Source organism: Hyphomicrobium sp. (genome assembly GCF_035687085.1).
Taxonomy (GTDB): domain Bacteria; phylum Pseudomonadota; class Alphaproteobacteria; order Rhizobiales; family Hyphomicrobiaceae; genus Hyphomicrobium_B.
Genome location: NZ_DASRYS010000012.1, coordinates 75,418 through 90,931, shown reverse-complemented (window position 1 = coordinate 90,931; position 15,514 = coordinate 75,418). Strand labels below are relative to the sequence as shown.

General features: G+C 62.4%; 11 protein-coding genes. 6 read left to right on the top strand and 5 right to left on the bottom strand.

Going from position 1 to position 15,514, the window contains the following annotated elements:
* Window positions 1-131: 131 nt before the first annotated feature.
* Window positions 132-1,583, top strand: a complete 1,452-nt coding sequence (locus VFG26_RS09725) for an MFS transporter (RefSeq protein ID WP_325024713.1) — start codon at window positions 132-134, stop codon at window positions 1,581-1,583.
* Between the two features lie 78 nt (window positions 1,584-1,661).
* Here VFG26_RS09725 and VFG26_RS09720 read toward each other — a convergent pair whose 3' ends face one another.
* Entirely contained in the window at window positions 1,662-2,189 is a 528-nt protein-coding gene (locus tag VFG26_RS09720; RefSeq protein ID WP_325025063.1) for an S-adenosylmethionine decarboxylase family protein, read from the bottom strand.
* A gap of 273 nt (window positions 2,190-2,462) precedes the next feature.
* Window positions 2,463-4,793 carry an AsmA family protein gene (locus tag VFG26_RS09715; RefSeq protein WP_325024711.1) on the bottom strand — a complete coding sequence of 777 codons (2,331 nt, stop codon included), beginning with the start codon at window positions 4,791-4,793 and terminating at the stop codon, window positions 2,463-2,465.
* Window positions 4,794-5,084: 291 nt separating this feature from the next.
* Between VFG26_RS09715 and VFG26_RS09710 the strand changes: the two genes are divergently transcribed.
* The gene (locus VFG26_RS09710; protein WP_325024709.1) at window positions 5,085-5,810 is read left to right on the top strand and encodes a thermonuclease family protein; all 726 of its coding nucleotides are present in this window, start codon (window positions 5,085-5,087) and stop codon (window positions 5,808-5,810) included.
* A 77-nt stretch (window positions 5,811-5,887) separates the two neighbouring features.
* Here the strand turns inward: VFG26_RS09710 and VFG26_RS09705 are convergent, their stop codons facing one another.
* Window positions 5,888-7,663, bottom strand: coding sequence for an OmpA family protein (locus VFG26_RS09705; protein ID WP_325024707.1), 1,776 nt, complete (start codon window positions 7,661-7,663; stop codon window positions 5,888-5,890).
* 273 nt (window positions 7,664-7,936) lie between these two features.
* The gene (locus tag VFG26_RS09700) at window positions 7,937-8,698 is read right to left on the bottom strand and encodes an FCD domain-containing protein (RefSeq protein WP_325024705.1); all 762 of its coding nucleotides are present in this window, start codon (window positions 8,696-8,698) and stop codon (window positions 7,937-7,939) included.
* Window positions 8,699-8,867: 169 nt separating this feature from the next.
* Between VFG26_RS09700 and VFG26_RS09695 the strand changes: the two genes are divergently transcribed.
* The 4 genes from VFG26_RS09695 (at window position 8,868) to VFG26_RS09680 (ending at window position 14,314) form a co-directional block, all read left to right on the top strand.
* A complete protein-coding gene (locus VFG26_RS09695) occupies window positions 8,868-10,511 on the top strand; it encodes an L-lactate permease (protein WP_325024703.1) in 1,644 nt (547 codons plus the stop codon).
* A 95-nt stretch (window positions 10,512-10,606) separates the two neighbouring features.
* Window positions 10,607-11,059 (top strand): (2Fe-2S)-binding protein, encoded by a 453-nt coding sequence (locus VFG26_RS09690; protein WP_325024701.1) that lies wholly within the window; start codon window positions 10,607-10,609, stop codon window positions 11,057-11,059.
* Between the two features lie 2 nt (window positions 11,060-11,061).
* Window positions 11,062-13,422 (top strand): xanthine dehydrogenase family protein molybdopterin-binding subunit, encoded by a 2,361-nt coding sequence (locus tag VFG26_RS09685; RefSeq protein WP_325024699.1) that lies wholly within the window; start codon window positions 11,062-11,064, stop codon window positions 13,420-13,422.
* A gap of 283 nt (window positions 13,423-13,705) precedes the next feature.
* A complete protein-coding gene (locus tag VFG26_RS09680) occupies window positions 13,706-14,314 on the top strand; it encodes an HdeD family acid-resistance protein (RefSeq protein WP_325024697.1) in 609 nt (202 codons plus the stop codon).
* A gap of 40 nt (window positions 14,315-14,354) precedes the next feature.
* Here the strand turns inward: VFG26_RS09680 and VFG26_RS09675 are convergent, their stop codons facing one another.
* Window positions 14,355-15,338: a zinc-dependent alcohol dehydrogenase family protein gene (locus VFG26_RS09675; protein ID WP_325024695.1), complete on the bottom strand. Its 984-nt coding sequence runs from the start codon at window positions 15,336-15,338 to the stop codon at window positions 14,355-14,357.
* Window positions 15,339-15,514: the final 176 nt, after the last annotated feature.

Sequence of the window (15,514 nt, the reverse complement as noted above, 5' to 3'; positions counted from 1 at the left end):
AACGGGGTAATTGGACCCTATCCCCGCCGGAACGAGTGGCTTATGCCGCACCTTTTCGCAATGGAGACCTGCGAAAGCCGCACGGCGGAACTCTTGCCGGTCAGGCGTTGACTGCATACCAGACACCAGAAATGACAGAACTTTTCCGCCGCAATCTCATTCCGCTCATCGTTGCCACGGCTCTCTTTATGGAGAACCTGGATGCGACGGTGCTCGCCACATCCTTACCCGCGATCGCCAAGGATCTGAACGCCAACCCGATTCATCTTAAACTGGCGCTCACGACATACCTCTTGGCGCTGGCCGTTTTCATCCCGGCCTCGGGCTGGATGGCCGACCGCTTCGGAGCCAAGAACGTCTTTCGCGCCGCGATGGTTGTGTTCTCCGCTGGTTCGATTGCCTGCGGCCTCTCGACCGACCTGGGCTCGCTCGTCGCCGCCCGCATCCTTCAGGGTATCGGCGGTGCGATGATGACGCCCGTCGGCCGCCTCATCGTGCTGCGCACGATTCCGAAGGCCGACATGATCGGCGCCATCGCCTGGCTGACCGTCCCGGCTCTCGTCGGACCCGTCATGGGCCCGCCGCTCGGCGGCTTCATTACTACCTACTTCAACTGGCGCTGGATTTTCTGGATCAACATCCCGGTCGCCATCGTCGGCCTCATGTTGATCACCCGCTTCATCCCGGATGTCCGCGAGAAGGTCACCGGCACGTTCGACCTGCGCGGCTTCCTCCTGATCGGCCCGGGCCTGTCGATGTTCCTGACCGGCGTCACGCTGATGGGCCTCGGCCTCGTTGAGCGCGAGACCGTGTTCCTCATCACGGCCACGGGAGGCGCGTTGCTCGGCGCCTACGTCTGGCACGCCTTGAATGCCGAGAGACCCATTATCGACCTGCGCCTGCTCGCCATCCCGACCTATCGCGCCGGCGTCGTCGGCGGCTTCCTCTTCCGCACGGGCCTCGGCGCCGGCCCCTTCCTGCTGCCGCTGATGTTCCAATCCGCCTTCGGCATGACGGCCTTCCAATCGGGTCTCATGACGTTCGCGACCGGCGTCGGCGCGATGTTCATGAAGACCCAGGCCGCAACGATCATCCGCCGCTACGGCTTCCGCCGGGTGCTGATGTGGAACGCCGTCATTTCGAGCCTCTTCGCAGCGCTCCCGTCGCTGTTCTCGAACTCGACGCCGGCGCTTCTGATCGTGGGACTGTTCCTCTTGGGCGGCCTCTCGCGATCGCTTCAGTTCACGAGCGTCAACACGCTGGCCTACGCCGACGTGCCGCCGGAGAGGCTGAGCTCCGCGACGAGCTTCGCCGTCGTCTGCCAGGAGCTGTCAGGCTCGGTCGGCGTCACCATCGCCGCCATCGGCCTTGAAGGCATGCTGTACTTCAAGGGCGGCAGCGCCATCGATGCCGGTCACTTCCCGCCGGTCTTCATCCTGATCGCGATCGTGTCGGTGTCCTCGGTCCTGTTCTTCCGGAAGCTGGCGCCGACGGCCGGCGCATCCCTCCTGCCGACGGAAGCCCTGAAGGCCGCCGAGCCGCCCAAGGAAGTCGCCCGCCTCAGCGAAGGCCACGTCGGCTAAGCCGCCCCAGATACGAAAAAGCCGCGAACGGGGCACCCCGGTCGCGGCTTGTATCTCTCGTCTGGATGGCTAAGCGGCCTACGCCGCTTGTCTCGCCTGAACCTTCTGGCGCGGAGCCTTCCGCGATGCCTGCTGCGGCACCATCTGCAGCGCCGGAACGGTCAGGTCGGCAGCCGTGCGGCGGCGGCGGATGACGGCCTCGCGAGCGCCGAACGCCTGCGCAAGCGCGAGCAGAGCCGACGAGGGCTTCAGACCCGCGCATCCGCGTGCGTCGACGGCAGCAAAGCCCGTCCGCGAGCACGTCTGCAAAGAGAGCTGGCCCGAACCCAGGACCGCGACACCCGACACGCCGCCACCGGCGACGCGGTTGAGGTGCACGCTCTTGAGCGTAAGGCCCATGTTCTCGACGGCGCGCTTCATCGCACGCTCGGCCGACTTGACGTCGTCGAGGCGCTGAGCGCCGTGAAGATCGATAAAGATCGTAGTCCCTGCACTACTTACGCTGTGGCCAGTAGTCGAACTCCTCGTGGAGTCCTCGGCTTCCGTAGTGAACGCAGCGCGCGAAAAATCTTCCTCTTGGGCGGTGCTTGAACGAGTCAAGTCCATCCCCAATTGGAAGAGGGTGTCATTAAAGGCCATGTGACCCTCCCCAACCAGCAGATAGGTTTGACTCGCCCGCTCCTTACCTCATTGGCTCTGGAAAACCTCGACCATGTTGGCAGGTGGACAGACGAGAGAGGGTGCATATGAGGCCAACGCCCCCCCTACGCAAGAGCTTTTTGCCCCCTACGCGGATTTTTTTTAAGTGTGGGGTTTCGACGACTTAACAGCGGTTAAAACACCCGCCGCGCGACGGCGAAACCGCGACAATCCTGCACGCTATTCGTCACCTTTTCCGAGGAACTTGTTGAGCAGGTCTTTTGCCTTCTTCTTATTGGCGGCAGCTGAACTCGTCGGATCCTCGTCAGCCTTCTTGCCGAAGAGCTGATCCACGATCTGGTCGGGATTCTTGCCTTTGAACTTCTTGCCGATCTCCTTGATCGTCTCGACCGTCTTGTCCTTGTCCGACAGCACGGCTTTGAAGTCCGGCCGATAGGAGGGCTTGTCCCACGAGCCCGTAATGTGCACGGGCACCTCGAGCCCCGACGTGGCGTCGCCCTGCTGGCCTTCCGCCGCCGCGATGAGCTTGGGCCGGATCGTGTAATCGACCGTTCGCTCCGGCATCCGCGCCATGCCCGCACCCGTCACCCGCAGCATCGGGCTCAAGAGCTGCAGGTCTTGATTCTGCGCCACGCCATTCGTGATCGTGAATGTCGCGCTGAGCGCGCTGAAGTCTGTCTTCTCCGACGGCGAGGTCCTGAAGCCCGAGAGGTTCCCCTGCGTCAGCCCATGCACGGCGCCCGGTAGGTTGAAGCCGACGATGGCGCCATCGGCGAACTGGAACCCGGCCGTGCCATTGAGGCTCTCGATGAGCTGCAACTGGCTCGCGCCATTCGCCGTCACGTTGAGCGTGACGTTGGCGTCCCCCGAGATCCACCCGAAGTTGGCCGAATCCTTCAGGAACGGCAGCGCGGATACGCTGTCGAATTTGAAGTTCGCGCCGATATCGGCGCTTCCCGACGATCCGTTGATGGTGACGGCGCCGGTACCACGGCCATCATAAAGAGCGATCTTGTCGAACTTCGCCTGCATCGCGAGGTTCTTCACCGAAACATCGGCCGACGACTTGCCGATCGTCATGTTCCGGAAACGCAGCTTCTCGACGCTGACGTGCGCGTTGCCGTCGGCGACGCCGAGCAGCGTCAGGTTCAATTGCTCGCTCGACCAGCCGAGCCGCTGCTGCATGCCGTAGACTTTCGAGCCCTGCAGCAATCGCTCGATCTGATCTGGCGTCGCGGGCTTCGGCTGCCTGACCTCGGCCGGTGAGGCGGCCTCAGGCTCAGGCTCGGATGCGGCGGGCGCTCCTTCTCTCGCGACCGTGCCGATCGCAGCGCCCGTCAGGTATTTGTTGAGATCGAGTTGCGCGATGGCAAGATCCGCCTCGACATACGGCCTGACACCGCCCGTCGTGATCTTGATCGTCCCGGACGCCGCCGTATCATCGAGCGCGAATTGCGCATCCGAGAACATGGTGACGTTGCCCGCCGTCTTCAGCGTGCCCTTGACCGACATCGGCCCAAAACCTGTGACCGGCGGCAGCGCGGTGCCGAACCACGTCGCAAGCTCGCGCGCCGAATCCGACTGCGCTCTGACCTGACCATCGAGGAAGGCGCCGTCTTTCACCACCAGGCCGCCGTCATAGGATGCGGCGACCAGAGCATTTTTCGCGTTGAACGTGAGGTGCGCGGGCCTCTCGGCCGCAAGCTCGCGAACGCCGGCAACCTTTCCATCGAAATCCAGCCGCTGCTTGCGCCAAACGAAATTGCCGCCGGCAACGAGCGGACTGGCGAGCGAGGGAAGCGCCAGAGACGCATTCACCTGCGTCACATCCGAAGTCTTGCCCGAACGCTCGTCGATGAAGCGGAACGTGCCGTTCTGTAGCGTCACCTGCTCGATCTGCAGGTCGCCTGCATCACGGGCCGAGCCGGTAGCTTCTTCGGCCATGGCGACCATGATGGGAGCGGCATCGCTCTGCGTGCCGCGCAGCTGCAACTCGGCCAACCGTGTCGGGGCAGGGGCGTCAGCGAACTTCCAGTTCTTGCGGCCTTGGCTGTCGACGCGCAGCTCCAGCGTCGGATCTTTGAGCGTCACCCCGGTAATCTTCGGCTGCCGCTGCAGAAGCGACATGGGATCGACGCTGGCCTCGAGCGCGCTCGCCGTGAGGAACCGGCCTGCCATACCCGGCGGCCCGGAGAGCGAGACGTCCTTCAACGAAATCCCGATCGCTGGAAAGAGCTTGAATGACGCCGGCCCAGCGATGACGAGGTCCCGCCCCGTCCGGGCCTTCACTTGCTCGCTGATCTGTTGGCGAATGAGATCGCTCGGCGGGTTGAGGAGCAGGTATCCGGCGCTGCCAACCACGACGGCTACGAGCAGCAGGCTCGCGTACAGCACGCTGCTCCACAGCCCGCTGCGCCGTTCGGGCGGCCTCCGGTGGCGCCCTCCGCCTCCCGGCGGCGGCGTACGGCGGGGACCCGAACCAAGCGGTGCGCGCTCGAAGCTCGGCCGAACCGACGGCGGCAGCGGAGGCGGCGCGGAATTGTACGACATGCAGTCCTCTTAAGAGCGGCGAAAGGGCCGCGCGAAGCGGCTCGGAATATCGGCGTGAATTGTGTCACTTACGCGCCGTAAACCCTTGGCCGCGCAAGGTCCAAATGCCCCGCTTTCAGCGCCCGGCTCGCCAAACATGACATCTCCTACTCAGTTTAGACGGCTCGATTGTACCCCCATGCTGAGGGGCGGGGATTTCTTTTCCGGCGGTTGTAGTATCACTCCGAGGTTGCATAATTCCGCCATAACTTCGCCGAGGTTGCGCCTCATGAATCAGAGCACACTGCCGGAATGCCAAAGCCGTCTTTCCCGCAATTACTATCGCGCACTTGCCTAGCGGCCGGTGCGCTCTTTCTCCTGTCGCTTCCGCCAATTGCTGCCGTCGCGACCACGGCGCCTGAGGGCGATCAACCGGCAATCATTTCGGGTTTAGGCCGAGTCGTTGACGGCGACACGCTCGATGTCGGCGGCGTCCGAGTTCGTCTCGAAGGCATCGATGCGCCGGAAACCACGCAGACCTGCCAAACCGCGAATGGCGGCACGTGGGCGTGCGGAAAGGCTGCCGCTGCCATGCTGCGGAAGTTGGCCGAGAGCCAGGATGTCGCCTGCGATCGCACCGGCACCGACCGCTATCGCCGGACACTCGCCACCTGCTTCGTCGATGGCATGAACATCGAAGAAGCGATGGTGCGCGCGGGGCTAGCTTGGGCCTTCGTCAAATATTCGACGTCCTACGTCGCCGTCGAAGCAGAAGCCCGCAAACAAAAAATCGGCGTTTGGCAGGGCCCCGCACAAGCGCCCTGGGAATTCCGCCGCAATGGCTGGCAAGTGGCCGAAGCCGTCGCGCCCAATGGCTGCGCGATCAAGGGCAACGTTTCTGCCAACGGCCGCATCTACCACATGCCGTGGGACCCCTGGTACGAGAAGGTCAAAATGGACGAGCGCCGCGGCAAGCGCTGGTTCTGCTCGCAGGACGAAGCCGCAGCTGCAGGCTGGCGCCCGGCGGCATCGCACTAGCATCAGCGGCATCGGCAAAGAAAAAGGGGGCGCGCAATGCACCCCCTTCATCTCTTCTCGAAAAGTCGAAGTCTCGACTAGTCGCGCGCGAGCAGCGGCGTGATGCGGCGCACGGCAACGCGGCGGTTCAAGCGCTCCGCAGCCTGCGTCGGCACTTTCAGATACTCTTCGCCGTAGCCCTGCGTCGTCAGGTTTTCGAACGGCACGCCGAACTCTTCGGTCAGAACCGTAGCAACCGACTCCGCGCGCCGGTCCGACAGCGAAAGGTTGTCTTCTTCCGAGCCCACCGCATCCGTATAGCCTTCGATCATGAAGACCTCATTCGGATTGCGGTCGATGATCCGGTTCATGCCGCGCGCGATGCGCTCGAGCTTCCGGTACTGGCTGGGATCGACATCCCATGACCCGAACTCGAACGTGATGTCGTCGAGGTCGATGCGGCGCATGCGATCGCGAAGAGGAGCCGTCGCGCGGATTTCATCGAGCGTGTAGCGATCCTCGAACTCATCGACCGGCGGCGCGCTCAAAGCCTCGTAGACATCTTCATCGCTCGCCCGGCCGTAATCGACGATGTACTTCTCGCGCGGAATGCGAACGCGTGGCGGCGGCACATCGAGAATCGAATGCAGGATCGCTGCTCCGGCAACGACGCCGATGCCGATGCCGACACCCTTCGCGAAGTCCTTGCCGTTGTCGCGGCCTCTGCGGCGATTGTCGATGATGATCACATCGCGCCCATCCGGCCCGCGGCGATAGCGGCGCAGAAGCTGGCCATGCTGATCCGTCTCCGAGTAGACCTTGATGCCGCCCGGCCGCTCGATGATCGAAACGTTCGTGCCGCCCTTGCCCTTCTGAAAACGTGCGTTGGGCGCCACGCGACGCAGACGTTCCGTCTCGTCGTGCTGGATGACGATGCGATTGTTCTCTTTGATGATGCGGCGGTTGCCCGGCTCTTCGATGACGGTGCCCTTGCCGCCGTCGATCTTCACTTCCTTGCGCTGTCCGCGCATGCTTTCGAAGCGCCGTTTGGCTTCGTCCGCAGAAAGCGGCCGTTTCTGCTCGCCGGGCCTGTTGAGCGCAGGCTGGCCACCGCCTCCGAACGGACCTCGCCGATCATCTAACTGCGGGCGATTGCCGGGCTTGTCGACGACGGGACGATTAGGCTGCGGATTGGAGCCGGGGCCCGGCTGCTGATCACGATCGCGATCCCGCCCGCCGAACTGCTTCGAATTGTCGGGCTTGTTGCGATCATTGGCGTTCCGGTCGTTGCCGTTGCGGTCGTTACCCTTGCCGCCGAACTGATCGTTGAAGTTCTTCGGCTTGCCGTCGAAGGGCTGCTGCTTCTGCTGAGGCGGCTGCTGCGGTTGAGCCTGCTGCTGCTTCGGCGGCTGCGGAGCGCTATCCGGCTTCTGCTGTTGCTGCGGCGGACCGCGGTCAGGCGTGTTCACGACCGGTTGCTGCCGCTGCTGATTTTTCTGCATCGGATTACCAGCGTTCGGATTGTCCTGGGGACGATTGCCGCCACCGAACTGCTTCTGAAATCTCTCGCCTTGGTCGCGCTGGCGGTCCTGCTGCTGGCCCTGCTTTTGGCGGCCGCGATCGTCCTCCGGCCCCTTCTGTTGCTGACCCTGCTGTTGACCGCCGTGCTGCTGTCCGCGCTCCCTGCCGCCGCGATCGCCGCCATGATCGCCTTGGCCATCGCGCTCGCCCTTGCCGGGCCGCTTCCCGTTGTCGTCGCGGCCGTTGTTGTCGCGCGGTGGACGTTGATCATCGGCGCGAACCAGTGTCGGCGCCGCGGCCATGACTGCCAGCAGCGAAGCCGCCGCCATGATCGCGTGTCGGGTAGATTTCATGCTGTTCCCTCGAATTATTGCGGCGCTCCGGAAGGCGCCGCGAATCGTTTTTGCTTTGGGCGTTCTTCTTAGTTGGAAATCCGGCGATTGCCGCATTAGGACCAATACCAAGCTAACCCGTATGCGCTGAGGGATAATGGCGGCCGTATGAAGCCCAAGTGAATAGGTTGCGGCGAAATGGTGGCGGCGAGATTGAGCTGCCGATCCAAAACTGTTTGATTTCCGTTTGGATTTCGCCTGCTTGAGCTAGGCAGCCGCCAGCTCCCCGTGACGTCAGCCAGCGAGCAGATCGGTCCGCCGCGCACGCAGCAATGATGTATCGCGTCGCGCGTCCGCCCGCTGAAGTTCAGCGACCGTGTCGAAAACGAAGCCGATGTGATCGCCGGCGGCCTTCTCTGCGCGCACCGGATCCTCCGCGATCACGGCCTCCCCGATCGCGATGTGCTGCGCTAAAAGCTTTTCGCGCACGCCGGGCTTCAAATAGAGGTTCTTCCGGTTGAAGAAGATGTTGTTGCGAAGCAATTCGCTCAGCGCCCGCATGACATGCAGCACGACGAAGTTGTGCCCCGCTTCATAGACCAGCATGTGCAGCGAAACATCCGCCTCCGCTTCCTGCGCCGGATCTTCGAGCGTGTGCGCTTTGCGCATGTCATTGAGGCAAGCGCGGATGGCAGCGCGCTCAACGTCGGTCGCGCGAAGAGCCGCATCTCGCGCAGCCCGCACCTCGACGCATTGGCGAAATTCGCAATAGTCCGCGAACGCCTGCTGGTTGCCGCGATATAGGTTCGCCAAAGGCGCCATGATCGGCGTCAGGAACTGCGCCACATAAGTCCCGCTCTTGGAAGACGTGAGCAACCCGCGCGCGACCAGCTTATCGATGCCTTCTCTGAGCGAGGGCCGTGACACGTCGAGCGTCTGCGCAAGCTCGCGCTCGGACGCAAGTTTCTCACCGGGACGCAGCGCGCCCTCGAGAATGAGCTTCTCGATGTGCGCCGCGATTGCGTCCGCGATTTTCGGCGTTCTCACGGTAAGCATGCACCTATCCCTGCAGAAATGGGCTCGATTTATTCATGCGAGATGCCTGGTGTCACCGGCTGTTTCGCCGGGCAATATAACAGACAGGTTTGACCATCCACGATCCCTGGTATAAAAATTTTACCAAGAGCGCACACTAGCCGCCGCGATGTGGGAGAGAACGGGCCGTATGTGGTCACAGGTATACGACCCGTTTGGTAACATGTTGCTATCGGCGTGTGTCGCCGTCATTCCCGTCGTGGTCCTGCTGGCCAGTATCGGGCTCTTCGAAGTTCGCGCGCATATCGCGGCTCTTCTCGGCCTCGTCACGGCGCTTGCTGTTGCGATCTTCGCTTACGGAATGCCCGTGCAGATGGCCGGAATGGCTGCCGGCTATGGCGCGGCCTTCGGCTTGCTGCCGATCGGCTGGATCATTCTCAACGTCATTTTCCTTTATCGTCTTGCAAACGAGAAAGGCGAATTCGAGGTTTTGCAGAAGTCGATCGGCTCGATCAGCAATGACCGTCGCCTCCAGCTTCTCTTCGTCGCCTTTTCGTTGGGTGCTTTCTTCGAAGGGGCTGCCGGCTTCGGAACGCCAGTTGCGGTAACGGCAGCGATGCTGATCGGCCTTGGCTTTCCCCCGCTCGCGGCCTCGGGCCTGTCGCTCATCGCCAACACGGCGCCCGTCGCGTTCGGCGCGCTCGGAACGCCGCTCATCGCGCTCGCCGCAGTCACCGGCCTCGATCTCCACGAATTGACGGCCACCGTCGGCCTGCAACTCGCGCCATTCGCGGTCATCGTGCCGTTCTGGCTGCTCTGGGCTTTCGTCGGCTTCCGCAAAATGATCGAGGTCTGGCCGCCCGTCCTCGTGGCCGGCGTGTCGTTTGCAATCCCGCAGTATCTCGTGGCCACCTATCACGGTCCATGGCTCGTCAACGTCGTCGCCTCGCTCGTCTCGATGGGCGCGCTCGCGCTCTTCTTGCGGGTGTGGCGCCCGGCCGTGCCGATGACGGAAGTGCCGAACGCCTCCGCTTCGGATATGCCGATCAAATCGGCCGTCGCATTGCCTTCGACGTCTCAGACGCTGCGAGCCTGGACGCCATGGATCATTCTCGCCGTCTTCGTCTTCCTCTGGGGAACGCCGCAAGTCCGCGCCGCGCTCGATGGACTTTGGGTTCAGAAGCTTCCCGTTGCAGGCCTGCACGAACTCGTATCGAAGGTGCCGCCCGTCGTCGCTGAGCCGCACGCGGAACCAGCCATCTTCAATCTGAACCTGCTGTCCGCCACCGGAACCGGCATTCTGCTTTCGGCCATCATTTCAGGCTTTTTTCTGGGCTACAGCGTCCGCGAACTGCTGCGGATGTACGTCCAAACGATCTACGTCGTGCGTTACTCGCTCCTGACGATCGCGTGCATGATGTCGATCGGCTTCGTTACACGCTATTCGGGAAGCGATGCGACGCTCGGGCTGATGCTTGCACAAACCGGATGGGCCTATCCGTTCTTCGGCACGCTCATCGGCTGGCTCGGCGTGGCGCTCACCGGATCGGACACTTCGTCGAACGTGTTGTTCGGCGGCTTGCAGCGGATCACCGCTGAGCAACTCGGCATCAATCCGGTTGTCATGGCAGCGGCAAATAGCGCAGGCGGCGTCATGGGCAAGATGATCGATGCCCAATCAATTGTTGTCGCGTCGACGGCTACGAAATGGTACGGCCACGAAGGCCGGATATTACGTTTCGTATTTTTCCATTCTCTCGCGCTCGCGTCGCTCGTCGGATTGCTTGTCATGGGCCAGGTCTACCTTTGGCCACTCAAATCATTCGCGCCGTGACGTCGCATTGAAAATCGAAGCACCTCGCGTTTGCGCGATCTCGCTTCAACGAAGTTTTGCAAATCGAATACCGATCTAAAAAGGAGAGCGTGGATATGTCATCCATCACGATCAACGGTGAAGTTCGCGAATTCAGCGGCGACCCGAACATGCCCCTGCTCTGGTACGTCCGGGACATGCTCAATCTCACAGGCACGAAATTCGGCTGCGGCGCAGGCGTGTGCGGCGCCTGCACGGTTCATCTCGACGGTGTTGCTGTCCGCTCTTGCCAGACGACCGTTGGCGAGGCTGCCGGAAAATCGGTGACCACGATCGAGGGCTTGAGCCCCGATGGCGAGCACCCGGTCCAGAAGGCCTGGCGCAAGATCAACGTTCCGCAATGCGGATACTGCCAAGCCGGGCAGATCATGCAGGCGGCATCGCTGCTCGCATCCAACCAGTCGCCGTCCGACGGAGAAATCACCGAAGCCATGACTGGAAATATCTGCCGCTGTGGCTGCTACCAGCGCATTCATGAAGCCATTCGTCTCGCCGCAGGAGGTGTCTGAGCATGCTGCATTACCTCAAGAACGAGATCGACGCGGGCACTGAGCCCAAGATCAATGTCGAGATTTCGAGCGTCAGCCGCCGCGGTATCCTGGGCGGTCTTCTGGCGGGAACGGGTCTCGTGCTCGCCGCGCGTTTCACGCCCGCCGGCGCGGCTGAACATTTGAAGCCCTATCCCACGGCAGGGCTCAGCATGCCGAGCGGCGTTGTTTCTGACCCGCACATCTTCATCGCCATCGAACCCGATGGCGCGCTGACGATCGTCACGCATCGCAGCGAGATGGGCACCGGCATCCGCACGAGCCTGCCCATGGTGGTCGCCGACGAGATGGGCGCCGACTGGTCACGCGTAAAGCTCGTGCAGGCGCCTGGCGACGAGCCGAAGTACGGCAACCAGGATACCGATGGCTCGCGCAGTATGCGCCACTTCATCCAGCCGATGCGCCAGTGCGGTGCCGCGATGCGCCAGATGCTGGAAATGGCGGCCGCTGCGAAGTGGAACGTCGATGTCTCGCTATGCCATGCGCGCAACCACGAAGTTGCGTTGCTCGACAAGAACAAGAAGGAGACCGGCAAGGTTTTCTCCTTCGGCGAACTCGCCGAGGCGGCCATGACGGTTCCGGTGCCGGCGCCCGAGACGATCCTCTACAAGTCGCCCAGCGAATTCACCTACATGGGCAAAGGTGAAGTGCAGATGGCCGATCTGCACAACATCACCACGGGCAAGGCCACGTACGGCGCCGATGTCCGCCTGCCCAACATGAAGTACGCTGTCATAGCCCGCCCGGCGGTCGTCAGCGGCAAGATCAAGTCCTACGATGCCTCCGCGGCCCTCAAAGTGCCGGGCGTGGAAGCCGTGCACGAGATCGAAGGCGTCTTCAGCGTTCCGCGCAAGTTCCACCAGCTTGGCGGCATCGCCGTCGTTGCAAACTCGACCTATGCCGCGATGCAGGGCCGTGACGCCTTGACGATCGAATGGGACAACGGCCCGAACGCCAGCTACGACACTGACGCCTATACGGCCGAACTGTCGGCGACGGCGGCAAAACCCGGCAAGGTTATTCGCAACCAGGGCGATCCGGACGCTGCCTTCGCAAAGGCCAAGGACGTCGTAACGGCCGAATATCACGGCCGCCACATCGCCCAGGCGCCGATGGAGCCGCTCGTCGCCATCGCGCGCATCGTCGATGGCAAGGCCGAGGTTTGGTCTTCCGTGCAGAGCCCCTACGGTGCCCGCAAGGACATCGCTGATGCTCTGAAGATGCCCATAGAGGACGTCACCGTGCACGTCACGCTTCTCGGCGGCGGCTTCGGCCGCAAGTCGAAGTGGGACTTCATGCTCGAGACCGCTCTTCTCTCGCAGAAGATGGGCGGTGCACCCGTCCTGCTGCAGTGGACGCGCGAAGACGACATTCAGCACGCCTTCTATCACACGACTTCGGTCGAGCGTATCGAGGTCGCCCTCGACGAGGCCGGCAAGGTCTCGGGCTGGCGTCATCGCACGGTCGCCCCGTCGATCGTCTCGACCTTCAAGCAGGACGACGGCTATCAGTTCCCGATCGAATACGGCATGGGCTTTGTCGATATGCCCTTCGACATTCCCAACGTTCGCTGCGAGAACGGCCAGGCAATGGCGCACACGCGCATCGGCTGGTACCGGTCGGTGGCCAACATTCCGCGCGCGTTTGCAGTGCAGTCGATGGTCGCCGAAGTCGCAGCCAAACTCGGGCGTGATCCTAAGGACTTCCTGCTCGAGATGATCGGGCCGGACCGCGAGATCGACCCGAAGAAGGCGGGCTTCCCGGAAGAGTTCTGGAACTATGGCGAGCCATACGAACAGTTCCCCATCAACACGGCGCGTTTGAAGAACGTCGTCCGTGTCGCGGCGGAGAAGGCAGGCTGGGGCAAGAAATTGCCGGCCCGCCAGGGCCTCGGCATCGCGGCTCACCGCTCGTTCGCAAGCTACGTGGCAAGCGTTGTCCACGTTGCCATCGATGATGACGGAACGATCCGCGTTCCGCACGTCACGTCGGCAATCGATTGCGGCTTCCACGTCAACCCGGAACGGATCCGTTCGCAGATGGAGGGCGCGGCCGTCATGGGCATGTCGAATGCGCTCTACAGCGGCATCACGTTCAAGAACGGCGCCGTCGAGCAGTCGAACTTCACCGACTACGAGGTGGCCCGCATGAGCAACTTCCCGCAGAAGGTCTCGGTGCACATCATCGAAGCCGACTGGGCCGTCCACGCCGGCGGCGTCGGCGAGCCGGGCGTCCCGCCGTTTGCTCCCGCACTCGCCAACGCGATCTTTGCGGCAACGGGTAAGCGGCTCCGCAATATGCCGATGGGCGAAAAGATCGCCTAACGAACGCGGCGAGACGTTGACGTTTGACAATCCGAGGCTCGGCGGTAACAACCGCCGGGCCTCGATCGTTTAACGGCCACCTCTTGAACACCCGCGAAATCACGCCCTTGCAAGCACAACTCGTCAGTGCGCCGAGCATAATGCTCCGTGTCCAAGGCCCCAAGCCTCAGAATTAAGAGGCAATAGTCATAAGTTATTCACGACGTGCCGCCTCTTGCGGCGCAAGGCCGGGTTTTGTCGTATTGTCTGGATGTTTCTCGCTCCAACAGACGGGAGTTTGACAATGACGTTCGACCCAACGAGTGCCAGCAGCTTCAGAGCGGAACTCGCCTCGTCCCTCCGCGATCACTGGAAGCTCTACCTGTTCGAAGGCATCGTGCTCATCATACTGGGTGCTGCCGCGATCTTCCTTCCGCAGATTGCGACGCTGACGGTCGAGCTTTTCATCGGCTGGCTGTTGTTGTTCACCGGGATCGCAGGCCTGTTCACGACGTTTTCGATGCGCCCGATGCCGGGCTTCTGGTGGTCGCTCATCTCTGCGCTGATTGCCATTGCAGCCGGTCTCGTGCTGCTCTTCTGGCCAATATCGGGTGTCGTATCGCTCACGCTCGTCTTGATCGCCTTCTTCATCATCGAAGGCATCGCATCGATTATGTTCGCATTCGAACATCGCGGCGAGCTGCCCGGCAGCTGGTGGATGATGCTTCTGAACGGCATCGTCGATCTCATACTTGCGGGTTTGATCTTTTTTGGACTGCCGTCTTCGGCTGCTTGGGCAATCGGTCTCCTCGTCGGCATCGATCTGATCTTCGGCGGCTGCGCATTGAGCGCGATGGCGCTGCAGGCACGCAAGATTGGGACGCCGCCCGCGCCAGTGCCCGCAGCCCGCTAAAAATCCAGTATCGGAGAAACGGGGCGGCGCGCTTACACGCTCAAGGAACAATCACCGCCGCCCCGGCAAAGCGTCCACCGCGCAAATCCGCCAGCGCCTCATTCACCGCCGCCAGAGGATAGACTTTCGTCGTTGTTTTGACGTTCGCCTTGGGAGCGATAGCAACAAACTCGCGGCCGTCCTGCCGCGTCAGGTTTGCGACGGACCGCAGGTCTCGCTCTTCCCAGAGCAGGTAATAGGGGAACGTCGGGATATCGCTCATGTGGATGCCGCCGCACACAACGCGGCCGCCTTTGCGAACGGCCTTGAGTGCGGTGGGAATGAGCGATCCGACGGGAGCAAAGATGATGGCGGCATCGAGCGGATCGGGCGGAGTGGCATCCGACGGTCCGCTCCAGGTCGCGCCAAGCGATAGAGCGAACCGTTGCGCAGTTTCGTCGCCCGCTCGCGTGAATGCATAGACTTGCCGTCCCTGCCATGTGAGGACCTGCGTGATGATGTGTGCCGCCGCACCGAAGCCGTAGATCCCGACCCGCTCGCCTTCACCGGCAAGACGCAGTGAGCGCCATCCGATGAGCCCCGCACACATCAGCGGCGCGGCGGCGACCGGATCGTCCAACGCCGCCATCGGAAATGCGAAATCGGCGTCCGCAATGGTATGCGTCGCAAACCCGCCGTCACGCGTGTAACCAGTGAAGAGCGGAAAATCGCACAAGTTCTCTCGTCCGCTGGCGCAATAGTAACAATGCCCGCAAACGTGCCCCAGCCACGGCACGCCAACGCGATCGCCGATCTTGTGCTCGGTCGTATCTGGGCCAATAGCATCGACGATGCCGATGATCTGGTGGCCTGGAATGAGCGGGAGCTTCGGAAACGGCAATTCGCCGTCGATAATGTGAAGATCCGTCCGGCAGACCGCGCACGCTTCGACGCGTATCCGTATCTGTCCGGCGTCTGGAACGGGATCCGGCCATTCCTCGAGTTCCAGCGGCTGGCCCACGGCGCGGAAGACCATGGCTTTCATCGGTCTATCTTTCGAACTCAAAAAATTGGCTGCACCAGACTGCCGGCGCCCCGCTAATTGATCCTACAAAAAGCCCGCGCGCTATGGCCTTTTGCAGCAAATACCCCTGACTGTTTCGACAGTTGTTTGCGCCCGCCGATGTGAGACGGTATGTGGGCCAGCGAAGCCTCCGTCCG